Here is a 25,283-nt window from a genome sequence, read left to right on the forward strand (position 1 = left end):
GCGTAGAGTTGCTGCCCGATGAGCGTTCGCTGAGTGTCCGGGAAGGGGGAGCTTGAGGATGCGTTCGCACGGCAACGGCACCCGGCCCGAAGCAACCAGTGAACACAGCGAGTTCATTTCTGCCGAGGCCAAGTCCCTCTATCTCCGGGTGGTCGCGGCCGGCGGCAGCTTGGAAGTGGACGATCCGACGCTGGATAGTGCCAAGAACGAGCTGGCCGGACTGGGTCTATTGGTTCTGAGCCAAGGAAAGCCCGAGATCGCGAGCGTCACCGACCCGAATCGTCTGGCCAGCCAGCTCAGTTCCGCGTGGCAGAAGCAAGCGCTGGGCCTGCTTTCCCAAGCGGTCGCGGTTCCGGTGGCCATGCAGGAGCTCGGCCATGCCTATCAGTCGCTTGAGCGGCCATTCCACCCGGGCGGCTCCGTCGAGCACATCCATGGGCTCGTCGAGATCAACCAGCGGCTTGAGGCGCTCTCCGAGAGCGTGGAATCGGAGCTTCTCACCGCTCAGCCGGGTGGCAGCCGCCGCCAGTCGCTGCTGCAGCTCAAGGGGACCCTGGAGGACGACCTCTCACGGCTACAGCGCGGCGTGGCCCGGCGGATCATCTACCACCCCAGCGCTCGCTACTCCGCACCCACCAGACAGTACGTCGAGGAGATGACGGAAGCCGGTGCCGAGGTCAGGACGTTGGAGGAACCGTTCACCCGGCTCTTCGTCTTCGACCGGCGCATCGCGGTGATCCCCTTCCAGGGCACCACCCAGGAAGCCGCCTTCATCAGCGACCCGGCGATCGTCGGCTATCTGCTCGACTCCTTCGAGCGGCTCTGGGAGCGGGCAAGCCCCTTCCTCGGCGCCACCGAGGTCCCGCCCGAGGTGATATCCCGCCTGCGCGGCAACATCCTGCGCATGATGACCCAGGGCCTCGGCCACCGGGTCATAGCACGCAACCTTGGGATCAGCGAGCGGACACTGGCCCGGCACATCGCCGACTTCCGCGAGGAGTACAACTCGGAGACGCTCTTCCAGCTCGGCTGGCGGATGGCCCTCAACTCTCCCGAGATCCTCTACGAGGACGCAGACGAGGACGGGCACCCGGAGAAGGACGTCTGACCGGGTTCCAGACGAGCGCACCCGGCTCCGCCGTGCCGTCCGGCCGCCCCGGGCGAGGTTCGGCTGCATCCATGGCGCGCAATGGCGACGCCGGCGCGACCACTCAGTCCCAGCGGATGTCGCTCGGTGCGCTGGCGGGCGACGAGACCCCAACGACGTCCCAGCGGATGTCGGCGGCCTGCACAACAACAGCGTGGGTGGATCCGTTGCCGTGTTGCGCAGCTGAGCTGGAGTTGGGTCCGGACAGTAGGGCCGAAGTGCCGACAACTGCCACTAGAGCCCCACCCGCAATGGAACCAGCGACAAGCGCGCGTATCACAGACCGGGTTGCACGGCGCATGTGGTGACTCCTTGTCATGAACCTGATAAACATTGTCTGCCCGGCTCTGGTGCTTCCATTGGCCGGTTTGGGACGGTCAATGCATTATCAAAGCCATTGATATGACCCGAGGCAAGGCTCAGGCATCACTCTGCGGCTGTCATAGTTCTGCCAGGCAGAAAGATGCCAGCCCTCGGACGGTGCGGCGAGGTCGACCTGGCAGCGGGATGGTGTCATCCAAGCGCCAGACAGCGAGATGACATACCGGCCCTGTGGACTGCAACCGGCCCAAGCGGAGACGATCAATAGCAGCAGATCTGACGCAACGTCTCCCGGCCCAGGCGAGCTGCAAAGATTTCAACAATCCCTTCCAGGACGACCGAATCGCTGCAATCACTGCGCCTGTGCCACGACTAGTGGTCCTCCCAGTTCCACCGGCCAGAACACCACAGCTGGCCGGGTTCACCTCATCTCCCCCGGAGCCATCGCCATGAGTGAGCCCTACATGCGCCAGCACGCAGCCCAGGCCCCCGAAGGCCGTCGGGCCCGTGTCTTCCTCGCCGCGCCGCTCATGCGGCTGACCGGGCCGGCCGACAGCGTCGTGACGCTGGCCAGCCGGACCCGGCTGACCGCACTGCGCAGTTCCCTGCTGCACAGCGGTGCCGCTGTCTTCAGCGCGCACCACAGTGACGCCTGGACAGTGGAAGGCCGGTCACCGGAGCCCCGCGTGCCCTCGGACTTCCGCGCCATGCAGACCGCCGACCTGGTCTTCGCCTACGTCGGCTCGCCGCTGTCGGCCGGGGTCTCGCTGGAGCTCGGCTGGGGCTCCGCGCTGCGCAAGCCGATCGTGCTGCTGGTGGACGAGGCGATCACGCACAACCCGCTGATCGCCACCATCGAGCAGGTCGCCCCGGTCCTTCCGCTGGTCTTCGACGACACCTGGTCGCAGGAGAGCCTGCGGCACATCGTGGAGACCGCCCTCGACTGGGCCGGCATGGCGCTCTCGCTGCGCGAGGGCTTCTGGACCGCACCCGGCGAGCAGTTCAAGCCGACCACCGCGCCGCGCCTGTCGCACGCCGACCAGTACGGCGCCTGGCCGAGCAGCGGCGCGGCCACCGGCTGACCGCCCAGGGTCCACACGGTCCGCCGACGGCGGCGGCGGACTGCGGTCAGCCCTGGTTGTCCGACTGCGCGTCGGCCCGCATCAGCCAGCCCAGCTGGAAGAGGGTCTCGGCGTCGTACCTCTCGCGCAACGCGGCGATCTGCGCCGCCACCGTGCGCTCGCTCAACCCCACCCGCTTGGCGATCGCGCCCTGCGTCAGGCCCCGCGCCAGCAGCGCCGCCAGCGGCTCCTCGGCCTCCTCGGCGGGCGCCTCCCAGCGGACCCGCTCGGCGCGGGCCCAGTCCCGCTCGAAGCCGGACACCACCACATCGACCAGCACCGGATCCTCGATGAACGTGGCTTCCTGCTCCCCCTGGTAGCCGGCGATCACGGCCACCCTGCGGTCGAAGACCACCACCCGCCGGAAGTCCTCGTCCAGCACCCGGACCCGGCCGCCCAGCCCGGTGACGCTGGCCGCGTAGTTCGCGGTGGCCCGGTCCCGACGACTGCCGGGCTGGTAGATGACGCGCTGAGCGATGCCGCGCTGCGACAGGTCACGCGCAGCGGCGAGCGCCGACGGCAGCACTCGAGCGGGGCGGCGACCACCGGGCTGCATCATCAGGACCTCCCGGGTGCACTCCAGCGCCAGCTCCTGCAGCCGTTGCTGAATCTGCTCGGTCACGTTCAGATGCCGCGTCACGCTGCGGGCAGCCGCAGGCTGGGTGGCCTGATCATAGGCCCAGGTTAGTTCGTCGAACCTCCTCGACAGTTCGTCCGCGCGGAACAGCAACTCGATCCCGGTGCCCCGCAGTTCGACACTCAGCCGGCTCCCGGCGCTGCGCGGGCTCACCACGGTCCAGAAGGCGGAGTCCGGTTGCGTCGGCTGCTCCTTCACCAAGCCGGCTTCCCGCAGCCGGACCAGCGCCGCGAGGTCGTCCGGTGGCACGTCGGCGAGCTGGAAGAGCCCACCGCCCTCCAGCAGCCGCAGGTACAGCGCCCGTGCCGGGCCGTCCGGCAGCCGGGCGCCCTCCTCCGCACCCTCGAACACCGGCGTCACCTCCCCGGCTCACCCGTCGCGCCGCCCGCCGCGGCTCCCATCAGCCAGCCCAGCTGGAAGAGGGTCCCGGCGTCGTACTCCTCGCGCAGCGCGGCGATCTGCGCCGCCACCGTGCGCTCGCTCAGGCCCAGCCGCTTCGCGATCGCGCCCTGCGTCAGGCCCTGTGCGAGCAAAGCGGCCAAGGGTCCCTCGGTGCCGGTGGGCGGCTCCCACCGGACCCGCTCGGCGCGGGCCCAGTCCCGCTCGAAGCCGGACACCATCAGGTCCACCAGCACCGGGTCCTCGATGAACGAGGCCGAGCGGAAGTCCCCGGCGCCGTCGATCACCGCAACGGTCCGGTCGAGGATCAGCGTCCGCAGGAACGGTTCGTCCAGCACCCGGATCCGAGCGCCCAGCCCCGTGGCATAGGCCGCGTAGGCGGCGGTACCCGGATCGGTGCGCGCACCCGGCTGGTAGATCGTCCGCATCTCGATGCCGCGCTCGCGCCACTCGCGGGCCGAGGTATGGGCGTACGGCAGGATCTCCGCCGGCCGCGCACCACCGGGCTGCATCATCAGCATCTCCCGTTCGCACTCCGCGGCGAGATCCTCCAGCCACTGTTGGATGCGCGCATGATCGCTCACGTGTCGGATGACCTTGCTGTCAGTTGCGGACCGCAGCGCCTCGTCGTAGGCCCTCGCCAGATCGGCGAGCACGCTCGGCGCCTCGTCCGCCTGGGCCAGCAGAGCGACACCGGCGGTGCGCAGCTCACTGCTGAGCCGGACGGCGGCCGCTCGGGGGTTCACCAGCCAGCACACGCCGCCGGGCTTCATGGCCGCGAGGCCGGCGGACACCAACCGCTCGAACGCCGGGAGCAGGTCCTGCGCGACCTCGCCGATCGGAAACAGCCCGCCCTTCGCGAGCAGCGCCAGGTACAGCTCCCGCGCCTCGGCATCCGGTACGGACACCACGGCGTCCCCCGCGCCGCCTGCGTCCCCCGCGTCCCCGGGCACCGCCGTCACCGTCCCGGCTCGCCCTTCGCGTCGCCTGCTGCGGCCCGCATCAGCCAGCCCAGCTGGTAGAGCGTCTGGGCGTCGTAGAGCTCGCGCAGCCGTGAGATGTGGCCGGCCACGGTGCGCTCGCTCAGGCCCAGCCGGCCGGCGATCATGCGCTGCGTCAGTCCCTGCGCGAGCAGGCGGCCGACCTGGGCGTGGATCGGCAGGCCGATGGTGTCGGGCGCGGCCCCGTTCCACTGGGCCGGCTCGGCGCGCTGCCAGTCGCGTTCGAACATCCCGACCAGGAAGGCCACCACGGCCGGGTCCTCGACCAGGGCGGCGCCGCGGTAGTCGGGGCCGTCGGGGATCACCACGGTGCTGCGGTCGAAGATCAGCATCCGCTTGAACGGTTCGCCCAGCACCCGGAACCGGACGCCGAGTTCGGTGGCGGACAGCACGTAGGCGGCGGTCGGCGGGTCGGAGCGGGCGGCGGGGTCGAAGAGCGAGCGGACCGCGCCGCCGTTCGCGAGGCACCAGCTGACCCGGGCATAGGCGCCCTCGGTCACCCGGACGGAGAGCGGGCCGCCCGGCTGGGCCGAGAGGATCTCGTCGTGCGACCCGGCGCTGAGCCGGTCGAGCAGCCGCGCGATCTCCTCGGCGCCGTGCAGGTGGCGCACTTCGCCGGAGCGGTCGACCTTGCGGGGCGTCAGGTCGTAGGCCCGGGTGAGGTCCTCCAGCAGCGCGGGCATCTCCTGGGCCTGGACCAGCAGCCGGGTGCCGGCCGCCCGCAGGTCCTCGCTGAGCCGGCTGCCGACCGCGCGCGGGTTGACCGCGGTGTAGCAGGCGAGTTCGGGGACGGCGGTCAGCAGGCCGAGATCGAGCAGCTCCGCCACGTGGGCCTGCTCGGCGGTACCCACCTCGCTCATCGGCAGCCGCCCGCCCTCGGCCAGGATCGCGAGGTACAGCGCACGCACGGCCTCGCCGGGCAGTGCGAGGGGTCCTGGAGCCGCCGGCAGACCCTCCGGGGCCGCCCCCCGGCCGGCTCCCGCTCCGGTGTCCGCCGCTGAGCCGACTGCCTCGGCCACCCCGTCCCCCCTGCGTGCCGCACGGCAGCGGTCGATCGACCGCACGCGTCGCATCATCTCATCAGGAGTCGGGCGACAGCCCGCCCGGGTCGAACGACAGGGGACGGTGCCGGGCACCGGGCCGGACGCGACGGCGGTCTCGACGCCGGGCACGGGAAAGGCCGCGAATCCGGACTGCCCGCCCCCGTACGGGGCAGTCCGGCGCTTCGCGGCAGCAGATCCGTCCCGGAGCCAGGGACTCGCGGTCTCCTGCGCTCCGGGCGGATCCACCTCATCGACGCCAAATCCGAGGTGCTTCCAGCGAGGCGGAGCAGCAACGCCTCGCTGGTACCGGGCCCGGTCACCATCACCACAAATGGCGGACCACCCGGCGCCCGTCGGTTCTTCGCACAGATACCTCTGCCCCTGCGCGAGGAGGACGGACGAGTCACCACCGACGGGCTGCGGTTGCCCGGGCGGCTTGGCGTACCCACAGCCTCACAGTGCGTGGGCTCCGGGACAAGGTTGTTTCAGCTTCAAGTTCCCGCAACTGCACGAACTTGCAGAATCGGCCCGCACGGATCCCTTCGCACACCACATGAGCTGGGAGAATGAGAGAACGTTCGGTCTACGGGCGTCGACGGGAAGGACGCCGCAGGGCGCGCCACGGATGTTCCGCGACGCGCCCAGCTGTTCGTTTCCGGTCGGTTCGATGCAGTTCGGAGCACACCCGGCCCACTGCCGACTCAGCGTTGGCTTCAGTGCAGCGTGACCCGCCCGTCCGAGCCGCGCACCGCGCCGTCCAGCGCCTCGACCCCCTTCACCCGCACGTACGGTGACAGCCGGGTGGCTGCCAGTGCACGGTGGGTGAGCGAGTGGTCGTCCGCCCAGACCTCCGAGCCGAGCTCGACCAGCCGGGCCAATTCGGGCACACCGTCCGAGACGGCGGCGAAGACGCCGTCCTCGACCAGGTAGAGGATCACCCGGTCGCCGGTCTCGGCCAGCGTCACGGCCTCGCGCAGGAAGCGGTCCGCCCCCGGTTTGCCGAAGACCGCCTGACTCTCCACCAGCACATGCGAGCGTCTGCCCATCGCGTACTCCTCCCCGTCCTGCCCGCGGGGAGGCCAGCACCGCGCGTGCGCGCGAAGCCCCCGATGTGCCTCCCCGGCAGGCTGTCTGACTGCCCATCAGACGCATCGACGGCTCACGCCACCGACTATGGTCCGACTATCAGGCTGGCTCCTGGACGAGCACACGGCAAGGCGCCCGGCAGTGCGCATTCCAGCAGCTGCGTGATCGTGCAGCGTGCGGACCGCCCGCGCGCCCGGATACACGCCCCGGGGTCACCCCGCCCCGGGGTCACCCCGCCCCGACGTCGTCCCGCCCGCCGCCCGGCCCGCCGCGCTCGCCGGCGCCGCGCATCAGCCAGCCCAGCTGGAACAGCGTCTCCGCGTCGTACTCCTCGCGCAGCCGGGCCAGGTGCCCGGCCACGGTGCGCTCGCTCAGGCCCAGCCGGCCGGCGATGCCGCGCCGGCTCAGCCCGCCCGCCAGCAGCCGGGCGATCCGGTGGGTGACCGTGCTGCTGTCCGGGACGGCGTGCGGCGCCCCCCAGGCCACCCGCTCGGCCCGCTGCCAGTCCCGCTCGAAGAGCTCCACCAGCAGCTCGACGGCGGTGGGGTCGCAGACGAAGGCCGCACTGCCCATGTCCGCGGAAGCGGGGATCACCGCCACCAGCCGGTCGAAGATCAGCATCCGCTGGAAGTCCTCGTCCAGCACCCGGATCCGCGCCCCGTACGGGGTGACGGCGGCGGCGTAGGCACTGGTCGCGGGGTCGGTGCGGGCCACCGGCTGGTACAGCGTGCGCATCGCGCCACCGGCCCGCAGGAACGGCACGTCCTGGGCCATCGCCCAGGCCAGGTGGTCCGGCGGACGGTCGCCGCCGGGCTGCGCGGTGAGGATCTCGGTCTCGGCGTCGGCGACCAGCTGGGCGATCCGGTGCCGGATGCTGTCCCGGTCCTGGACCGTCTCCACCGTGCCGGTGCGGTCGATCCAGCGCGGCGCGGCGTCGTAGGCCTGGGCCAGCTCGTCCAGCACCGCCGGCAGCTCCTCGGCCCGCTCGAGCAGCCCGGCCGCCCGGTGGCGCAGCGTCCAGGTCGCCCGGCCCAGGTAGGCGCGCGGGCTGACCGCGGAGTAGAAGGTGCCGCCGGGCAGGCCGCGCACCAGGCCGAGTTCCAGCAACCGGACCAGCGCGGGCCGGTCGACCGGGCGCACCTCGGCGGACTTCACCCAGCCGCCCTGGGCGACCACCTCCAGGTAGAGGGCCCGGGCAGTGGGGTCGAGTTCGAGATCCGCCGGCAGGACACCTGCCTCCGCCCGCGACATCCGCACCACTCCCCCTGCCGCCACCACCCGTCACGGTGCCAGCGCGTCACCGGCCTTTGACTGTCCGCTGCCATACTGCCAGTCGCCTCCGGCGGGCGCGAGGGTGGCCGGGCTGCTGCGCCGGGCCGCTGCGCCGGGCGGCCGCTCCGGCCGGCTCCGGGCCGCTGACGGCTCACGCCGCGCGCAGCAGCCGGCCGCCCACCAGCGCCAGCACCGTGCGCACGCCGACCACCGCCCACAGCACCAGCAGCAGCCCGTACAGCGCTGCGCTCAGCCAGCCGAAGCCGGCCAGGCCGGTGTGCCGGGCCAGGCCCGCGGCACCGGTCACACAGGTCCCGACCGGGAAGGTGAAGGCCCACCAGGTCATCGCGAACGGCATCCGCGCACCGCGCAGCGCCCGCAGGTTGGCACCGCCGGCGATCAGCAGCCAGAGCAGCGCGAAGCCGGTCACCGCTACCCCGTAGAGCACCGCGAGGCCGAAGGCGGCCCCGGCCAGGCGCGGCGCCACCGCGTGGGCGGCGTCGGCCAGGTTGCCGGCGGCGGTGGTGGACTGGCCCAGCGGGCCCAGCACCAGGAAGAGCGAGGGGGTCAGCAGCAGCGGCAGCTTGCTGTGCACCAGGCCGGCGAAGACCACCGGCAGCAGCACCAGGATGGCCAGCAGGCTCGCCCCGAAGAGCGCGTAGCACCCGTAGAAGAGCCCGGGGCGCAGCACGGTGGGCAGGTGCGGCAGCAGCGCCGGGCCGAGCGCGGCCGACACCATCGGGGCGACCACCGGCAGCAGCCAGGTCGGGTTGGCGCGCAGTGCGGAGAGCTCGTGCCGGGTGACCATCAGGTAGGGGATGCCGGCCGCCACCAGCACCGCGTAGAGGGTGCCGAGGCTCCACAGCACCAGGTCGAGCGCCGCCGCCGGGCCGGTGCCGATCAGGTGGCCGCCGACCGCCAGGGTCCCGTAGCCGACCGCGAGCAGCGCCATCGGCGGGCAGCCGTAGAAGACGGCGGTGGCCGGGTTCACCAGCAGCTGCTCGCGGGCCGCCGCCCGGTGCCGGGTCAGGTGCACCAGCCGGGCCGCGACCAGGGCGAGCAGCGCCAGCACGGCCAGCGCCCAGACGGCCTCGGCGAGGACGAGCCGGCCCGGCAGCCGGTAGGGCAGCGCCACGGCGCCGTTGGCCACGATCGCGGTGCCCATCACCGCGGCGTACCAGTTGGGGCCGAGCTGGCCCAGATCCCAGCGCGGTCGGCCGGTGGTGGCCCGGTCGGCGGCGGTCTCGGTCTGGTCGGGTGCGACGGTGACGGTAGCCATGCCCCCACCCTGTGCCGCCCCGCCGCGGGCCGGTAGCCGCCCGCGCCCTATGTGGACATAACCTGGACCTATGACTCTCTCGAGCCGGGTCCCCGAGCTCGGCGCGCTGGAGCTGCTGCTCGCGGTGGCCCGGCACGGCAGCCTGGGCCGGGCGGCGGCCGAGCTGGGCATCAGCCAGCCCGCCGCCAGCGCGCGGATCCAGGGCGTCGAGCGTCAGCTCGGCGTCCCGCTGCTGGAGCGTTCGCCGCGCGGCTCGCGGCCCACCCCCGCCGGGCAGCTGGTGATCGGGTGGGCGCGCCAGGTGGTGGAGGCCGCCGAGGCGCTGGACGCCGGGATCTCGGCGCTGCGCGAGGACCGCGACGCCCGGCTGCGGGTGGTGGCCAGCCTCACCGTGGCCGAGTACCTGATGCCCGGCTGGCTGCTCGCGCTGGCCGCCGCCCGTCCGCAGACCGTGGTCACCCTGCGCACCGCCAACTCCGCCGCGGTGGCCGAGCGGCTGCTGGCGGGCGAGGCGGACCTCGGCTTCGTCGAGGGTCCGCGCACGCCGGCCGGGCTGACCGGCACGGTGGTGGCCACCGACCGGCTTGTGGTGGTCGTCTCCCCCGGCCACCCCTGGGCCCGGCGCCGCACCCCGGTCACCGGCGCCGAGCTGGCCGCCACCCCACTGGTGCTGCGCGAGCCGGGCTCCGGCACCCGCGAGGTGCTGGACCGGGCGCTGGCCGGGTGCGGGGCGCGGGCGAGCGCGCTGCTCGAACTGGACTCCAGCACGGCGCTGAAGGCCGCCGCGATGACCGGCGCCGGACCGGTCTGCCTGAGCGAGCTGGCGGTGGCCGACGAGCTGGCCACCCGCCGGCTGGTCGAGGTGCCGTTGAGCGGCCTGGACCTGCGCCGCCCGCTGCGTGCCGTCTGGCCCACCGGACGGCGTCCCGCCGGGCCGGCGCGCGACCTGTTGGGCTTTACCAAGAAAACCTGAGCGCGTTAGACTCAACTTAGCTGACAGCCGTGATGGCTAGCAGCCTGGAACCGACCGAGCAGCTGCACAGCAGGAGGAGCAAGGACCAGTGGCCATGGACGCGAGCAAGTTCACCACCAAGACGCAGGAAGCCCTGTCCGCCGCGATCCGGCAGGCCGGCGGCGCGGGAAACCCGGACGTCAGGCCGGTGCACATCCTGCTCGCCCTGCTGGAGCAGCCCGAGGGCATCGCCCGTCCGCTGCTCGACGCGGTCGGCGCGGACGCCGCCCAGCTGATGGCCGGCGCCCGCCAGCAGTTCCGGGCGCTGCCCAGCGCCCAGGGCTCCACCGTCGCCGCCCCGCAGCTGGGCCGCGACACGCTCGCCGTCCTGGAGGACGCCGGGCGCCGGGCCGAGGCGCTGGACGACGCCTACGTCTCCACCGAGCACCTGCTGGTGGGCCTGGCCGCCGAGGGCGGCCAGGTCGCCGAGCTGCTCGGCCGCCAGGGCGCCACGCCCAAGGCGCTACTGGACGCCTTCACCGAGGTGCGCGGCAGCGCCCGGGTCACCTCGCCGGACCCCGAGGGCACCTACAAGGCGCTGGAGAAGTACGGCACCGACCTCACCCAGGCCGCCCGGGACGGCAAGCTCGACCCGGTGATCGGCCGCGACCAGGAGATCCGCCGGGTGGTCCAGGTGCTCTCCCGGCGCACCAAGAACAACCCGGTGCTGATCGGCGAGCCCGGCGTCGGCAAGACGGCCGTGGTCGAGGGCCTGGCCCAGCGGATCGTGGCCGGCGACGTCCCCGAGTCGCTGCGCGGCAAGCGACTGGTCTCGCTCGACCTGAGCGCGATGGTGGCCGGCGCCAAGTTCCGCGGCGAGTTCGAGGAGCGGCTGAAGGCCGTCCTCAACGACATCAAGCAGAGCGACGGCCAGGTCGTCACCTTCATCGACGAGCTGCACACCATGGTCGGCGCGGGCGCCGGCGGCGACTCGGCGATGGACGCGGGCAACATGCTCAAGCCGATGCTGGCCCGCGGCGAGCTGCGGATGGTCGGCGCCACCACGCTGGACGAGTACCGCGAGCGGATCGAGAAGGACCCGGCCCTGGAACGCCGCTTCCAGCAGGTGCTGGTCGGCGAGCCCACGGTGGAGGACACCATCGCGATCCTGCGCGGCCTCAAGGGCCGCTACGAGGCGCACCACAAGGTGCAGATCTCGGACGCCGCGCTGGTGGCCGCCGCCACCCTCTCCGACCGCTACATCACCGCCCGCTTCCTGCCCGACAAGGCGATCGACCTGATCGACGAGGCGGCCTCCCGGCTGCGGATGGAGATCGACTCCTCCCCCGTCGAGATCGACGAACTCCAGCGCGCGGTGGACCGGTTGCGGATGGAGGAGCTGGCCCTGGACAAGGCCACCGACCCCGCCTCGGTGGAGCGCCTGGCCCGGCTGCGCCGCGATCTGGCCGACAAGCAGGAGCAGTTGGCCGGTCTCACGGTCCGCTGGGAGCAGGAGAAGAAGAGCCTCAACCGGGTCGGCGAGCTCAAGGAGCGCCTCGACGGTCTGCAGGGCAGCCTCGAACGCGCCCAGCGCGACGGCGACTTCGAGCAGGCCTCCAAGCTGAAGTACGCCGAGATCCCGGCCGCCGAGGCCGAGCTGGCCGAGGCCCAGGAGCGCGCCGAGGACGAGCACGCCAGCGCCACGATGGTCAAGGAGGAGGTCGGCCCCGACGACGTCGCCGACGTGGTCGGCTCCTGGACGGGCATTCCGGCCGGCCGGCTGCTCGAGGGCGAGAGCGCCAAGCTGCTGCGGATGGAGGAGGAGCTGGGCCGGCGCCTGATCGGCCAGCAGACCGCCGTGCAGGCCGTCTCCGACGCGGTGCGCCGCACCCGCGCGGGCATCGCCGACCCGGACCGCCCCACCGGCTCGTTCCTCTTCCTCGGCCCCACCGGCGTCGGCAAGACCGAACTCGCCAAGGCGCTCGCCGACTTCCTCTTCGACGACGAGCACGCGATGGTGCGGATCGACATGAGCGAGTACGGCGAGAAGCACTCGGTCTCCCGACTGGTCGGCGCCCCGCCCGGCTACGTCGGCTACGAGGAGGGCGGCCAGCTCACCGAGGCGGTGCGGCGGCGCCCGTACAGCGTGGTGCTGCTGGACGAGGTGGAGAAGGCCCATCCCGAGGTCTTCGACGTGCTGCTCCAGGTGCTGGACGACGGCCGGCTCACCGACGGCCAGGGGCGCACCGTCGACTTCCGCAACGTGATCCTGATCCTCACCTCCAACCTCGGCTCCCAGTACCTGGTGGACCCCACCGTGCCGGAGGCCGCGAAGAAGGAGCTGGTGCTGGACAGCGTCCGCTCCGCCTTCAAGCCGGAGTTCCTCAACCGGCTGGACGACATCGTGGTCTTCGACCCGCTGGGCTCCGCCGAGCTGAGCCGGATCGTCGACCTCCAGGTGGCCAGGCTGGCCGGACGGCTGCACGAGCGCCGGCTCACCCTGGACGTCACCCCCGCCGCCCGCGACTGGCTCTCGCTCACCGGCTACGACCCGGCCTACGGCGCCCGGCCGCTGCGCCGCCTGGTGCAGTCGGCGATCGGCGACCAGCTGGCCAGGGCGATCCTCTCCGGCCAGGTGCGCGACGGGGACACCGTGGTGGTCGACCGCGACGAGGCCAACGACCGGCTCACCGTCGCCGCCGGCTGACCCCGGAGGGCCGCCGGGCAGCCGGAACCGGGCGCCCGGCGGCCGGGCCGGGCACCACCCGTGCCCCGAAGGGCACCGGGTGCCACCGCGGCCCCTTCCGGGCCCTGGACGGCCTGTGCCCGCGGCGCCGGATGAGGCAGGATGGAGACATGGAAGGGCGGCCCCAGATCACCAGCCACCCTCGTGCACTGTGAAGGGACCTCCCGTGAGCGTTGACCCGTCGTCGATCCCGTTCTTCGGCGCGCCGCAGCCCCAGCCCGGTGGCGACCAGCCGGCCGGGCCGCCGCCGATCGTGGTTCCGGACCAGGCCCTGGTGACCCAGCTGCTCGACCGGATGCAGCTCAAGCACGTCGTGGACGAGGAGGGCGACCTCACCGCCCCCTGGGACGGCTTCCGGGTCTACTACATGTTCCGTGGCGAGCAGAAGGAGCTCTTCGCGGTCCGCTCCTTCTACGACCGCTCCTACCCGCTGGAGCGCAAGGGCGAGATCCAGGACCTGATCGACGAGTGGAACCGTGAGACCCTCTGGCCCAAGGTCTACACCCACACCCACGAGGACGGCGTGGTCCGCCTGATCGGCGAGTCCCAGATGATCGTGGGCACCGGGGTCAACCTGGACTACTTCGTCACCACCACCGCCAACTGGACCCAGGCCGCCGTGGGCTTCGAGCAGTGGATGGTCGAGCGCCTCGGCCTGCAGCAGGAGATCGACGGCGAGGAGGGCGAGGACGCCCCCGACACCGAGGACTGAGCCCAGAGCCTCACCCGACGCAGCCGGTCCGCCCCCGTGGCGGGCCGGCTGCGCCCGTTCCCGGCTCCGCTGCGCTCGTTCCCGGCTCCGCCGGTGCTTGTCCGGTGCCCGACCTCCGGCAGAGGATGGGTCCGACGACGAGCTGTGAGGAGCCGCAATGGGCACGAGGCCGCTGCTGAACCGCCGACTGGCGGGCATGGGCACGACGATCTTCGCGGAGATGTCCGCGCTGGCCACCGCGACCGGGTCGATCAACCTCGGCCAGGGGTTCCCCGACACCGACGGGCCCGCCGCCATCGCCCGGGCCGCCGCCGACGCGGTGCTGAACGGGCGCGGCAACCAGTACCCGCCCGGCCCCGGGATCCCCGAGCTGCGCACCGCGATCGCCGAGCACCAGCAGCGCTTCTACGGCCTGACCCACGACCCCGACACCGAGGTGCTGGTCACCGCCGGCGCCACCGAGGCCATCGCCGCCGCGCTGCTCGCCCTGCTCGAACCCGGCGACGAGGTGATCGCCTTCGAGCCGTTCTACGACTCCTACGCCGCCTGCATCGCGATGGCCGGCGCGGTGCGCGTGCCGCTGACGCTGCGCCAGCCCGACTTCCGCCCCGACCTGGACGAGCTGCGCGCGCTGATCACCCCGCGTACCCGGCTGCTCCTGATCAACACCCCGCACAACCCCACCGGGCTCGTCCTCGACCCCGCCGAGCTCGCCGCCATCGCCGAACTCGCCGTCGAGCACGACCTGTTGGTCATCACCGACGAGGTCTACGAGCACCTGGTGCTGACCGGCGCCCACCACCCCATCGCCGCCCTGCCCGGCATGCGCGAGCGCACCGTCACCATCTCCTCGGCCGGCAAGACCTTCTCCTTCACCGGCTGGAAGGTCGGCTGGGTCACCGCCGCCCCGGCCCTGGTCGCCGCCGTCCGCACCGCCAAGCAGTACCTGACGTACGTCAGCGCGGGCCCCTTCCAGTACGCCGTCGCCGAGGCGCTGCGCCTGCCCGACAGCTACTTCACCGAACTCCGTGCCGACCTGCGCCGCAAGCGCGACCTGCTCGCCGAGGGCCTGTCCGCGGCCGGCTTCCGCGTCTTCGAGCCGGCCGGCACCTACTTCATCACCACCGACATCACCCCGCTCGGCGAGAAGGACGGCATCGAGTTCTGCCGCACCCTGCCCGAGCGCTGCGGCGTCGTCGCCATCCCCAACGTGGTCTTCTACGACAACGCCGACGCCGGCCGCCCCCTGGTCCGCTTCACCTTCTGCAAGAAGGACGAAGTGCTCCAGGAGGCGGTGAACCGGCTCGGGCGCCTCTGACCAGCGGCACGCAGCCGTGGCCCGCTTACGACGGCGGCATCTCGGGTCCCGAGGTGCCGTGGGGCCAGACGCACGGCGAGGCGACGGAGAGCGTGAGCGTCCGGCTGGCGTCTCCGCTCTCCTCGCAGGGTTGCCTTCGGGATGGTTCGCCGCAACCACCGTGTCCAGGCTGAGCTGGACCCGTCCCTTCGGTCCCGTGACGTCGTCCGTCTCGCATTCGCCGCTGAACGGCTCCCGGGTCGATGTCTGAGGCTTGCCCAGCAGGGCGGTCCGGACCTGTGCGTCGTACGACCTGACCTGCTGGGCCGCCTGGTCCTTGGTGATGGTCGGCTTCAACTGCTGGTCACTGAGCGAGCACGAGGTCAGCGCCGCCATCACCACGGCTGCGGAAGCAACAATCCGCATCCTGCTCATGCTCACCACCGCCCGGAGATGATTTGACCCATGGCGTCCAGGGACTGCCCCTTGTTCCAGTAGTCGGAGTGGCCGACGCCCGGGTCTGTCGGGATCTCGTGGCCGCCGAAGTTCTGGTTGGCCGGGTCCCGTCCGCACCGTCCTGGGCCCAGCCCCCCGGGCCTGTCTCGGTGGATAATACGCTGTGCAGTGTTCGTACACCGCAGCGTTAACCGTGCGGTACGCATGCCGCTCGCCACCGGCCTCGCCGAGGCCGGCTCGGGCGCCTCTGAGGGGGCCGTTTCGCCACCGCCGCCGCGCGCCGCACCCGCCGACCGCTCCTCCGTTGCCCGGTTAATGTCCTGATTCTGTGACAGTCCTATTTCCTGCACAACACTTTCACCCCTGCAGAGCGTCAGATAGACCGAGCCGGACAGCCACCGGACGGACAGGGGAGAAGAGCGATGCGGTCGATGTGGGCGGGGTCCAGGGGTGGGCGGACGACCGGCGAGGCGTCCTGGCGGCGCACCGGCCGGGCGGGCCGGCGGGCCGGAGCGGCGCTGCTGCTGGGCGGCGTCCTGGTGCTCACAGCGGCCTGCGGGCCCGACAGCTCGGGCGGCGGCAAGCCGAACGCCGCGCCGAACGGCGGCGGCACCGCGGCGGCGCAGAGCAGCCCCACCGCCAAGCCCTCGGCGGCGGTGGTGGACGTGGAGCCCAAGGACGGCACCAAGGACGCGGCGCCGAACGGCGCGCTGAAGGTCTCGGTCGCCAGCGGCAAGCTGACCGACGTGGCGGTGACCGGCCCGAACGGCAAGCCGGTGGACGGCACGCTCGCCACCGACGGTACGAGCTGGACCCCCTCGGCCGCCCTCGCGGTGGGCACGGCGTACCAGGTGAGCGCCAAGGCGGTCGACGCGAACGGCGTGCCGACCACCACGACCAGTTCCTTCAGCACGCTCACCCCGAGCAAGACGGACCGTCCGACCGACAACCTCGCCGACAACAACCCCACGTACGGCGTCGGCATGATCATCAGCGTCACCTTCCCGAAGGCCGTCACCAACACGGCCGCCGCCGAGAAGGCGATCACCGTGGAGGCCTCCGACGGCAGCGAGGTCAAGGGGCACTGGTTCGGCAACAACCGGCTGGACCTGCGCCCGCAGACCTTCTGGAAGACCGGCACCAAGGTGACGGTGCACTACCGCACCTCGAACGTGGAGCTGGCCCCCGGCGTCTACGGCGCCGGTGACCGCGACGAGTCCTTCACCATCGGCCGCTCGAAGATCAGCACGGCGGACGCCGCCGCGCACACGATGACCGTCCAGGAGGACGGCGTGCCGACGCAGACCATCAAGGTGACCGCCGGCTCGGACGAGAACCCCTCGTGGAACGGCACCATGGTGGTCTTCGAGAAGGACCGGATGGTCCACATGGACTCCAGCACCACGAACATCAAGGGCGCGGCCTACGACGTCTACGAGCCGCACGGCCTGAAGATCACCGACAGCGGCTCCTACGTGCACGGCAACCCCGCCGCCGTCGCCGCCGCGGGCAACTCCAACATCAGCCACGGCTGCATCGGGCTGCCGGACACCGATCAGGGCGACGACAACTCGGTGGCCGGCAAGTTCTTCGCGGACTCGATGATCGGCGACGTGGTGATCGTCAAGCACTCGGTGGGCCAGCAGGTCAAGCCGGACAACGGCCTGAGCGGCTGGAGCATGGCCTGGTCCACCTGGTAGCAGTCGGCCCCGCACCCCGGGCGGGGTGCGGGGCCGGTCGCCTTCCCGCTATTCGATGCGCCCCGTCGGCAACAGGCTCCCTGGCCCGGCCGGGCTCAGAAGGTCACCGTCACCGCCAACTCGCCGGCATCGACGGCCTCCACAGTCTCCAGGCGGGCGATCCGGCCCGCCGAGCGGAGGTCGTCCACGACCAGCGCCAGCACCGCCAGTGCCTCGGCCGGCCCGTGGACGACGGCGTGGGACACCTCGGTGCGCATCGAGCGGTGGGCCTCGGACTTGGCCCTGCGGACGCCGGCGATCACCTGGCCCGCCACGGCCAGCAGCTCACCGGGCGGCGCGTCGAGGCAGCCGGGGCCGGCCGCGGTGCGCAGTTCGGCCGCGGTCGGCCAGGCGGCGCGGTGCACCGAGCCGGGCTGCCACCAGGACCAGACCTCCTCGGCGGCGAACGGCAGGAACGGCGCGAAGAGCCGCAGCAGCACCGAGAGCGCGGTGGTGAGCGCGACCCTGGCCGACTCGGCGCCCGCCGCACCGGCCTCGCCCCCGTCCCCGTCCCCGTAGGCGCGGGCCTTGACCAGCTCCAGGTAGTCGTCGCAGAAGGTCCAGAAGAAGCGCTCGGTCTGCTCCAGCGCCTGGGTGTAGTCGAAGGCGTCGAGCGCCGCGGTGGCCCGCTCGACCAGCGCGGCGAGCTCGGCCAGCAGCGCCGCGTCGAGCGGCTCGGTGATCCGGGCGGTGGCACCGGGCGTGCCGAAGCCGAGCGCGAAGCGGCCCGCGTTGAGCAGCTTGACGGCCAGTCGGCGCCCGACCTTCATCTGACCGGTGTCGAAGGCGGTGTCGGTGCCGGGACGGCCGCTGGCGGCCCAGTAGCGGACGGCGTCCGAGCCGTGCTCGATCAGCAGGCCGGCCGGCGTGACGACGTTGCCCACCGACTTGGACATCTTCTTGCGGTCCGGGTCCAGGATCCAGCCGGAGATGGCGGCGTGCCGCCAGGGCAGCTCGTGCTGCTCGCCGTGGGCGCGCACCACCGAGGAGAAGAGCCAGGTCCGGATGATCTCGTGGGCCTGCGGGCGCAGGTCCATCGGGAAGACCCGGGCGAACAGGTCGGGATCGCGCTCCCAGCCGGCCGCGATCTGCGGGGTGAGCGAGGAGGTGGCCCAGGTGTCCATCACGTCCGGGTCAGCGGTGAACCCGCCCGGCTGGTCGCGCTGTTCGGGCCGGTAGCCGTCCGGCGTCCGGCTGCTCGGGTCGACCGGCAACGCGGACTCCGGTGGGGTGATCGGACGGTCGTAGCAGGGCTCGCCGTCGGCGTCGAGCGGGTACCAGACGGGGAACGGGACGCCGAAGAACCGCTGCCGGCTGATCAGCCAGTCGCCGTTCAGACCGCTCACCCAGGCCTCGTAGCGGACCCGCATGTGGGCCGGGTGCCAGGTCAACTCGGCTCCCCGGGCGAGCAGTTCCTCGCGCAGGCGGTCGTCGCGGCCTCCGTTGCGCAGGTACCACTGCCGGGTGGTGACGATCTCCAGCGGCTTGTCCCCACGCTCGAAGAACTTGACGCTGTGGTTGATCTGCCGCGGTTCGCCCACCAGTTCGCCGCTCTCCCGCAGCGCGGCGACGATCCGCTCGCGCCCGGTGTGCACGGTGGCGCCGGCCAGCTGCGCGTACGCCGCACCGGCCCGCGGCGACTCCAGGCCGGCCGGCGGCTCGGCGGCGAACCGTCCGTCGCGGCCGATCACCGGCCGGGTGTCCAGCCGCAGTTCGCGCCACCAGATGACGTCGGTGGTGTCGCCGAAGGTGCACACCATGGCGATCCCGGTGCCCTTCTCGGGATCGGCCAACCGGTGTGCCAGCACCGGGACTTCGACCCCGAAGAGCGGGGTCGTGGCGATGCTGCCGAACAGCTCCCGGTACCGGGGGTCGTCCGGGTGGGCGACCAGCGCCACGCAGGCGGGCAGCAGCTCGGGCCGGGTGGTGGCGACCTCGATCGGCCGCCCGTCCGGCCCGGTGAAGCGCAACTGGTGGAAAGCGCCCGGGCGTTCACGGTCGACCAGCTCGGCCTGGGCGACCGCGGTGCGGAAGCTCACGTCCCACAGGGTCGGCGCCTGGGCGAGGTAGGCCTCACCGCGGGCCAGGTCGCGCAGGAACGCCCGCTGCGAGGCGGCCCGGGCCGCCTCGCCGATCGTCCGGTAGGTCATCGTCCAGTCGACCGAGAGGCCCAGTCGCTGCCACACCTCCTCGAACGCCCGCTCGTCGAGCTGCGTCAGACGCTCGCACAGCTCGATGAAGTTCTGCCGGGAGATGGGGAGTTGGCGCTTTCCGGGGCGCTCGGGCAGGGTGAGGTCCGGATCGTACGGCAGGGTCGGGTCACAGGCCACGCCGTAGTGGTTCTGGACCCGGCGCTCGGTCGGCAGGCCGTTGTCGTCCCAGCCCATCGGGTAGAAGACCTCACGCCCGCGCATCCGCTGGTAGCGCGCGATGACATCGGTGTGGGTGTACGAGAAGACGTGGCCGACGTGCAGCTCACCGCTGGCGGTGGGCGGCGGGGTGTCGATCGAGAAGACCTCGGCGCGGGTCCTGGTCCGGTCGAAACGGAATACCCCCGCCTCGTCCCAGCGTCGCGCCCACTTTTCTTCGAGCCCTGTGAGCGAGGGCTGCTGCGGCACGTCCCAAGGACGAGATGGCTCTGTCATGCGTCCTCATGGAACCACGGTCCGCCAATTCGCCAAACCGATTTATCCAAGCGATTCCTGCGTGGCGCGCCGGGACGACAGGACCGGTCCCGGACACCTGGTTCCTGGCACCGGTCGCACTGACGCGCGCGGGCTCGTACAGACGCACGTACCCTCGTACAGAGGCGCACGGGCCCCTCCCTCCCCCGTCCTCGCACCATCGCAGAGCCGCCGGCCGAGGCACCGGCGCGCAACCGGCCCGAGGGGCGCGCGCCCCGACCCGGACGGCGCGTGGCGAGCAATCTCGTTCACCGGTCCGGTCAGACCTGACCAGGCACTACGCCCAGAACGGTGAATGTGCAACAAGAATGGGTAAATCCCTGACGGACCCGGAGAATTCGTGCTTCTCTGCTGCTGAATCTCCAGCCGGAATCCTTCCTTCCACGGTCGGCCGCGTCTCGGACCGCACAGCCACGAACCTCCTCGCCTTCGGCCGAGTCGGACGCTGCACGGCGCAGGGCGCGTACGGAGCTGAAATGCGGAGCCAGCATGCTCACCACACTGCAGACCTCCTATACCGACACCCGCGCCGGTGACCTGGCCTGGTGTCTCGGCGGCGCACCGCTGCCCGCCCTGGCGGTGCGCGACCTGACGCTGCCGGGGCCGGACGGCCTGACCGACGGCACGAGCCGCTACGGCACGGCCGCCCGCGGCACCCTCGGCAGCGCGGCCACCGCGATCGGCTCCGCCGGCAACGGCGGCAGCACCCGGACCACGAGCGCGGGCGGCAACGCCGCGGGCACCCTGCAGTTGCGCCTGCTGGGCGCCTCGCACCAGGTGGTGATCACGGCCGGCCCCGGCGAGTGCCTGGAGACGGTGGCCTGCATGCCGGGCCGGCGGACCCCGCTGCCGGCCCGGGTGGCCGAGCAAGTCGCTGGCTGGGAGTACGAGTTCGCGGCCCGGATCGAGTCGCTGCCGCCGCACGTGTTCGCCGCCCGGGCGCAGGAGATCCTCGCCCTGGTGGACGAGCACCCGCGCGGCCTGGCCGGGGTCTTCCCGGGCGACCCGAGCGCGTTCACCGCCCTGGTCGCCCAGGGCAGCGCCGAGCGGGTGCTCTGGCGCACCTGGCACGCCTATCCGCAGGAGGGCCGACTGGTCTGCACCCGATCCTCGCTGGTGGTGCGCGGCCAGCTGACGGCCACCGCCCCGCGCGCCGGCGGGCGCTGCGCCATGGCCCGTCCCACCGTTCCGTGACCGATCGAAGCATCGAAGCGGCACCAAAGCCCCTCGAAATCCCCGAACATCGTGACGATCCGTCAACTTAAACCGGAGCGCTATCCCTCGGACGAGTACACCTATGCGCGGCATGCGTCGCCTAGCGTTTCTTCGTGATCAACCAGCCGGCGGACCCGCCCTCCCAGCGCGGCCTCGACCGTGACGGACCTTCCCCGGTCGACGGGCCTCCCCCGGTCCTCGGGGGCGCCACGGCCAGAGGCTGGGTCCGGCCACGCACCGTCCGGGTCAGGTCCCGCGCCCGCGGCCCCGTCAACGGCCGCTTCGCCCGGGCCCGCACCCGGTCCGAAGGCCGCGACCCGACCGAGCTCCGCGCCCAGCCCGAACCCGCACGCCGGTCCCTGCCCGCGCGCCGGGACCGACCCGACCGCGGGACCGGCGCCGACCGCCGGTCCGAGACCCAGCCGGGCCCGGCGCGGCACCCCGGCCCCCGGGTCCACCTGCGCCCGCGCGGCGACCGCGGCCCCCGGGAGGCCGCCGGCCGCCCCACCGCCGGCCCCCCGTCCGCACGCGGCCGAACGGACGATCACGCCTGGGGCTCCCCCGGGCCCCGGGCCCCCGGTCCGCTGTGCGCCCGCCGGGCCCGGCTGACCCGGCTGCTGGTCCTGCTGGCCGCCTTCGTCTGCGCCGCCTGCGGGCTGGTGTACGAGCTGGAACTGGTCGCGCTCGGCGGCTACCTGCTCGGCGACCCGGTCACCCAGACCTCCGTGGTGCTCTCCGTGATGGTCTTCGCGATGGGCCTCGGCTCGCTGGCCGCCAAGCGCCTCACCCACCGCCCCGCCACCTCGTTCGCGCTGGTGGAGTGCGCGCTGGCACTGTTCGGCGGGCTCTCGGTGCTCGCCCTCTACAGCTGCTGGGCCTGGCTCGGCCGCGACCAGCTCGCCCTGGTCGTGCTGACCTGCCTGATCGGGATGCTGATCGGCGCCGAGATCCCGCTGCTGATGACCCTGCTGCAGCGGATCCGCCGGGAGGAGGCCGGGCGGGCCGCCGCCGACCTGTTCGCCGCCGACTACGTGGGCGCCCTGGTCGGCGGGCTCGCCTTCCCGTTCGTGCTGCTGCCGCTGCTCGGGCAGGCCGCCGGGGCCCTGCTGACCGGGGCGGTCAACGCGCTGGCGGGCGCGGCGGTGGTGCTCTGGCTCTTCCGCGAGGAGCCGGGCCCCCGCTCCAAGGGGCTGCTCTGGACCGGCTGCGGGGCCGTGCTGGCCGCCCTGGCGCTGGCCGCGGCGTGCAGCGGCGCGATCGAGCGCGCCGCCCGGCACGCGCTCTACGGCGGCCCGCTGCGGCAGGCCGTGCAGAGCCGCTACGGGGAGCTGGTGCTGACCGGCGGCCCGCCGCGCCTCGACCCGGCGACCGCCCTGACGCCGGCGGCCCCGCGCAACCCGCAGACCGCACCGACCGCACCGACCGCACCGACCGCACCGACCGAGCAGGCCACCCAGACCGCGCAGGCCGGGGCGCCACCGCTGCGGCTCTACCTCGCGGGCCGGCTCGCGGCCTGCGGCCAGGACGAGTACCGCTACCACGAGGCCCTGGTGCACCCCGCGCTGGCGGGCGCCGGGGACGGCCGGGTGCTGCTGCTGGGCGGCGGCGACGGGCTGGCGCTGCGCGAGGTGCTGCGGCACCGCGGGGTGCGCACCGTCCTGGTGGTCACCGCCGATCCGGCGCTGCCCGCCCTGGCCCGCACCGATCCGGCGCTCGCCGCGCTCAGCGGGCACGCGTTCGCCGACCCCCGGGTGCGGGTGGTGACCGCCGATCCGCTGGCCTGGCTGCGCCAGGACGGCGGCGCCACGCGCTTTGACGCCGTGCTCGCCGACCTGCCGGCGCCCGAGCGGGCGGCCCGCAGCGAGTACCACGCCAGCGAGTTCTACCAGCTGGCCGCCGCCCGGCTGGCCCCCGGCGGTCGCCTGGCGGTGCCGGCCCCCGCCGGCCCCGGCCTGTGGACGGTGGCGGCCGGGCTGCGGGCGGCGGGACTGTGGAGCGTGCCGTTCCCGGTGCCGGGCCGCGGACCGGCCTGCGACCCGGCCGGCAGCGGCGACCTCGCGGCGGTGCTGCTGGCCGCGCACGAGCAGCGGCCGGTCCTCGCGCTGGCCCCGGACGCACCGCCACCGCGCTCGCTGACCGTCGGGCAGCTCACCGCAGCCGCCGCCGCGCTCGCCGCCGACCGGCCCCGGCCGCTGCCCCCGCCGAGCACCCTGCTGCACCCGCGCTGACCACCGCTGACCACTGCCCGGCCGCGGGGACGGTCGGCGATCCGGTCGGCGGGCCTGCGGGGACGTTGCGCCGGTCGGGGCCGCCGGGAGGGCATCGGCCCCCTCCCGGCGGACCCGCTCGGTGTCGGCACCGGGCCGGAGCCCCCACGGGTGCGCGACGACAGTAGGCTCACAGGCATGGAGCATGAGGTTGTCATCCAGCTGCCGGCCGAACTCGTCCAGCCCGCCCTGGCCGACCCCGCGCTGCTCGCGCGGTGCGTCCCCGGCCTGAGCACCGATGCCTCCGACGCGCCCGAGCGGCGCACCGGCGCCAAGCGCTCCGCCACCGGCGGCCCCGAGGAGATCAACGGCCGGCTGCGGCTGCGGATCGGCGGCTCCACCATCACCTACCGCGGCGTCGTCTCGCTGATCCGCAGCGGCGGCTCGGGCCTGCTCACCGCCTTCCTGGAGGGCCAGGAGGCGCGCGGTGACGGCGAGGTGCTGGCCACCGTGCGGCTGCGGGTCGAGCCGGACGGCGCCGACGGCGCGCTGCTGCGCTTCAGCGGCGACCTCACTCCGGGCGGGCGGCTCGCCGAGATCGACGACGAGACCCTCGCGACCACCGGGCAGCGCCTGCTCGACCGTTTCGCCGCCGCGCTCGCCGTCGAGCTGGGCGGCGCCCACGCCCCCATCCTCACCGTCGTGCCCGACGAGGAGGGCGACGAGTCGGACCAGGCGCCCGCCGCGGCCGACGACGCGGACAGCGGCGCCGCCTCGGACGAGCCCCCGGCCGCCACCCCTGGCTCCGGGTCGCACGACATCCCGGACGAGCTGCCCGACGACCTCTTCGCCGACGACCTCTCCGGCCTGATCGCCTTCAGCTCCCCCGACGCGGACGAGCCCCTGGAGGCCGGTGCCGCGGGCTCCGAGGAGGCCTCCGAGCCCGCCGAAGGCGAGCCGGCCGACCCCGACACCGCCGCCGAGCCGCTCGATCCGGCCGCCCGGCTGGAGGTCCCCTACGGCTACCCGCGCGCGGTCGAGGACCCGCTCGGCTCGGACGACCTGCTGGCCGGCCCGGTCCGCCGCAGCATCGTCGGCCGCTCGGCCGAGGAGGTGGACCACGCCCCGCCGCGCGGCCGCTACGCCCCGACGCTGCCCGCCCGCAGCGCCCGGGCCCGCGCCGCCAGCCGCTGGTACGGCGACCAGCACGCCGCCGCCCCGGTGGCGGCCCGCGCCGCCGGCCGGCTCAGCACGCCGTGGATGATCGGCGGCGGGGTCGCCCTGCTCGGCGGCGCGGTCATCGTGGCCCGCGCCCTGCGCAGGCGCTGACCGGCTGCCACCCTCAGGGCGCTGACCGGCTGACACCCGGGGCGGGCCCTAGACTGGCTGTCCATGAGCAACGAGCCGACCACCGCCCCGAGCAACGACCGCGACGCCCTGCTGGCGCAGATCAAGACCAAGGCCGTGGTGCACGGCAAGGTCATCCTCTCCTCCGGCCGCGAGGCCGACTACTACGTGGACCTGCGACGGATCACCCTGGACGCGCAGGCCGCACCGCTGGTCGGCCGGGTCCTGCTGGACGCCACCGCGGAGCTGGACTACGAGGCGGTCGGCGGCCTGACCCTGGGCGCCGACCCGGTGGCCGCCGCCATGCTGCACGCCGCCGCCGCGCGCGGCCGTGAGCTGGACGCCTTCGTGGTCCGCAAGGCCGGCAAGGCGCACGGCCTGCAGCGCCGGATCGAGGGCCCGGACGTCAAGGGCCGCCGGGTGCTGGCCGTGGAGGACACCTCCACCACCGGCGGCTCGGTGCTGACCGCCGTCGAGGCGCTGCGCGAGGCCGGCGCCGAGGTGGTGGGCGTCGCGGTGATCGTCGAGCGCGGCGCCGCCCCCGCGATCGAGGCCGCCGGCCTGCCGTACTACACCGTCTTCACCGCCCAGGACCTCGACCTGGCCTGAGCCGGCCCCGGGG

At 73.3% G+C, this 25,283-nt stretch carries 19 protein-coding genes; 12 read left to right on the forward strand and 7 right to left on the reverse strand.

Annotated elements, in window-relative coordinates; genetic code table 11:
- Positions 1-58 precede the first annotated feature (58 nt).
- Both OG294_RS20175 and OG294_RS20180 read left to right on the forward strand, forming a co-directional pair.
- On the forward strand, positions 59-1,108 hold the full coding sequence (locus tag OG294_RS20175) for a TrmB family transcriptional regulator (RefSeq protein ID WP_327067908.1): 1,050 nt from the start codon (positions 59-61) through the stop codon (positions 1,106-1,108).
- 809 nt (positions 1,109-1,917) lie between these two features.
- Positions 1,918-2,550, forward strand: a complete 633-nt coding sequence (locus tag OG294_RS20180) for a hypothetical protein (protein WP_327067909.1) — start codon at positions 1,918-1,920, stop codon at positions 2,548-2,550.
- 46 nt (positions 2,551-2,596) lie between these two features.
- On the opposite strand, the gene OG294_RS20185 is transcribed toward OG294_RS20180, so the two are convergent.
- From OG294_RS20185 to OG294_RS20210, 6 genes are all read right to left on the reverse strand, one after another.
- Entirely contained in the window at positions 2,597-3,577 is a 981-nt protein-coding gene (locus OG294_RS20185; RefSeq protein WP_327067910.1) for a LuxR family transcriptional regulator, read from the reverse strand.
- A 5-nt stretch (positions 3,578-3,582) separates the two neighbouring features.
- On the reverse strand, positions 3,583-4,533 hold the full coding sequence (locus tag OG294_RS20190) for a LuxR family transcriptional regulator (protein WP_327067911.1): 951 nt from the start codon (positions 4,531-4,533) through the stop codon (positions 3,583-3,585).
- A 50-nt stretch (positions 4,534-4,583) separates the two neighbouring features.
- On the reverse strand, positions 4,584-5,534 hold the full coding sequence (locus OG294_RS20195; RefSeq protein WP_327067912.1) for a LuxR C-terminal-related transcriptional regulator: 951 nt from the start codon (positions 5,532-5,534) through the stop codon (positions 4,584-4,586).
- 848 nt (positions 5,535-6,382) lie between these two features.
- Positions 6,383-6,715, reverse strand: a complete 333-nt coding sequence (locus OG294_RS20200; protein WP_327067913.1) for a hypothetical protein — start codon at positions 6,713-6,715, stop codon at positions 6,383-6,385.
- Between the two features lie 268 nt (positions 6,716-6,983).
- Positions 6,984-8,006, reverse strand: a complete 1,023-nt coding sequence (locus OG294_RS20205) for a LuxR family transcriptional regulator (RefSeq protein WP_327067914.1) — start codon at positions 8,004-8,006, stop codon at positions 6,984-6,986.
- A gap of 172 nt (positions 8,007-8,178) precedes the next feature.
- On the reverse strand, positions 8,179-9,306 hold the full coding sequence (locus OG294_RS20210) for a TDT family transporter (RefSeq protein WP_327067915.1): 1,128 nt from the start codon (positions 9,304-9,306) through the stop codon (positions 8,179-8,181).
- Positions 9,307-9,376: 70 nt separating this feature from the next.
- On the opposite strand from OG294_RS20210, the gene OG294_RS20215 reads away from it, so the two are divergent.
- The 6 genes from OG294_RS20215 (at position 9,377) to OG294_RS20240 (ending at position 17,169) form a co-directional block, all read left to right on the forward strand.
- Positions 9,377-10,279: a LysR family transcriptional regulator gene (locus OG294_RS20215; protein ID WP_327067916.1), complete on the forward strand. Its 903-nt coding sequence runs from the start codon at positions 9,377-9,379 to the stop codon at positions 10,277-10,279.
- Between the two features lie 94 nt (positions 10,280-10,373).
- Positions 10,374-12,965, forward strand: coding sequence for an ATP-dependent chaperone ClpB (gene clpB, locus OG294_RS20220; RefSeq protein ID WP_327067917.1), 2,592 nt, complete (start codon positions 10,374-10,376; stop codon positions 12,963-12,965).
- Between the two features lie 205 nt (positions 12,966-13,170).
- Positions 13,171-13,716, forward strand: a complete 546-nt coding sequence (locus tag OG294_RS20225) for a YbjN domain-containing protein (protein ID WP_327067918.1) — start codon at positions 13,171-13,173, stop codon at positions 13,714-13,716.
- A gap of 157 nt (positions 13,717-13,873) precedes the next feature.
- Complete coding sequence (locus OG294_RS20230) at positions 13,874-15,034, forward strand: pyridoxal phosphate-dependent aminotransferase (protein WP_327067919.1); 1,161 nt, start codon at positions 13,874-13,876, stop codon at positions 15,032-15,034.
- A gap of 253 nt (positions 15,035-15,287) precedes the next feature.
- Positions 15,288-15,470 carry a hypothetical protein gene (locus OG294_RS20235; protein ID WP_327067920.1) on the forward strand — a complete coding sequence of 61 codons (183 nt, stop codon included), beginning with the start codon at positions 15,288-15,290 and terminating at the stop codon, positions 15,468-15,470.
- A gap of 421 nt (positions 15,471-15,891) precedes the next feature.
- On the forward strand, positions 15,892-17,169 hold the full coding sequence (locus OG294_RS20240; protein WP_327067921.1) for a L,D-transpeptidase: 1,278 nt from the start codon (positions 15,892-15,894) through the stop codon (positions 17,167-17,169).
- Between the two features lie 95 nt (positions 17,170-17,264).
- Here the strand turns inward: OG294_RS20240 and valS are convergent, their stop codons facing one another.
- The gene (gene valS / locus OG294_RS20245; protein ID WP_327067922.1) at positions 17,265-19,853 is read right to left on the reverse strand and encodes a valine--tRNA ligase; all 2,589 of its coding nucleotides are present in this window, start codon (positions 19,851-19,853) and stop codon (positions 17,265-17,267) included.
- A gap of 528 nt (positions 19,854-20,381) precedes the next feature.
- On the opposite strand from valS, the gene OG294_RS20250 reads away from it, so the two are divergent.
- The 4 genes from OG294_RS20250 (at position 20,382) to pyrE (ending at position 25,270) form a co-directional block, all read left to right on the forward strand.
- Complete coding sequence (locus tag OG294_RS20250) at positions 20,382-21,086, forward strand: DUF2617 family protein (RefSeq protein WP_327067923.1); 705 nt, start codon at positions 20,382-20,384, stop codon at positions 21,084-21,086.
- A 605-nt stretch (positions 21,087-21,691) separates the two neighbouring features.
- Positions 21,692-23,335 carry a spermidine synthase gene (locus OG294_RS20255; RefSeq protein WP_327071603.1) on the forward strand — a complete coding sequence of 548 codons (1,644 nt, stop codon included), beginning with the start codon at positions 21,692-21,694 and terminating at the stop codon, positions 23,333-23,335.
- 177 nt (positions 23,336-23,512) lie between these two features.
- Positions 23,513-24,643, forward strand: a complete 1,131-nt coding sequence (locus tag OG294_RS20260) for a hypothetical protein (RefSeq protein ID WP_327067924.1) — start codon at positions 23,513-23,515, stop codon at positions 24,641-24,643.
- A 63-nt stretch (positions 24,644-24,706) separates the two neighbouring features.
- Entirely contained in the window at positions 24,707-25,270 is a 564-nt protein-coding gene (gene pyrE, locus OG294_RS20265; RefSeq protein WP_327067925.1) for an orotate phosphoribosyltransferase, read from the forward strand.
- The last annotated feature ends 13 nt before the right edge of the window (positions 25,271-25,283 follow it).

The organism is Kitasatospora sp. NBC_01302, from assembly GCF_035976515.1.
GTDB lineage: Bacteria > Actinomycetota > Actinomycetes > Streptomycetales > Streptomycetaceae > Kitasatospora.

What these genes read in the sequence shown, in the direction of transcription:
- OG294_RS20215 (WP_327067916.1), top strand. Translation starts at nt 9,377, where the DNA reads ATGACTCTCTCGAGCCGGGTCCCCGAGCTCGGCGCGCTGGAGCTGCTG.
- OG294_RS20175 (WP_327067908.1), top strand. Translation starts at nt 59, where the DNA reads ATGCGTTCGCACGGCAACGGCACCCGGCCCGAAGCAACCAGTGAACAC.
- OG294_RS20230 (WP_327067919.1), top strand. Translation starts at nt 13,874, where the DNA reads ATGGGCACGAGGCCGCTGCTGAACCGCCGACTGGCGGGCATGGGCACG.
- OG294_RS20180 (WP_327067909.1), top strand. Translation starts at nt 1,918, where the DNA reads ATGAGTGAGCCCTACATGCGCCAGCACGCAGCCCAGGCCCCCGAAGGC.
- OG294_RS20240 (WP_327067921.1), top strand. Translation starts at nt 15,892, where the DNA reads ATGCGGTCGATGTGGGCGGGGTCCAGGGGTGGGCGGACGACCGGCGAG.
- OG294_RS20205 (WP_327067914.1), bottom strand. Translation starts at nt 8,006, where the DNA reads ATGTCGCGGGCGGAGGCAGGTGTCCTGCCGGCGGATCTCGAACTCGAC.
- OG294_RS20200 (WP_327067913.1), bottom strand. Translation starts at nt 6,715, where the DNA reads ATGGGCAGACGCTCGCATGTGCTGGTGGAGAGTCAGGCGGTCTTCGGC.
- OG294_RS20260 (WP_327067924.1), top strand. Translation starts at nt 23,513, where the DNA reads ATGGAGCATGAGGTTGTCATCCAGCTGCCGGCCGAACTCGTCCAGCCC.
- valS (WP_327067922.1), bottom strand. Translation starts at nt 19,853, where the DNA reads ATGACAGAGCCATCTCGTCCTTGGGACGTGCCGCAGCAGCCCTCGCTC.
- OG294_RS20210 (WP_327067915.1), bottom strand. Translation starts at nt 9,306, where the DNA reads ATGGCTACCGTCACCGTCGCACCCGACCAGACCGAGACCGCCGCCGAC.
- clpB (WP_327067917.1), top strand. Translation starts at nt 10,374, where the DNA reads ATGGACGCGAGCAAGTTCACCACCAAGACGCAGGAAGCCCTGTCCGCC.
- OG294_RS20250 (WP_327067923.1), top strand. Translation starts at nt 20,382, where the DNA reads ATGCTCACCACACTGCAGACCTCCTATACCGACACCCGCGCCGGTGAC.
- pyrE (WP_327067925.1), top strand. Translation starts at nt 24,707, where the DNA reads ATGAGCAACGAGCCGACCACCGCCCCGAGCAACGACCGCGACGCCCTG.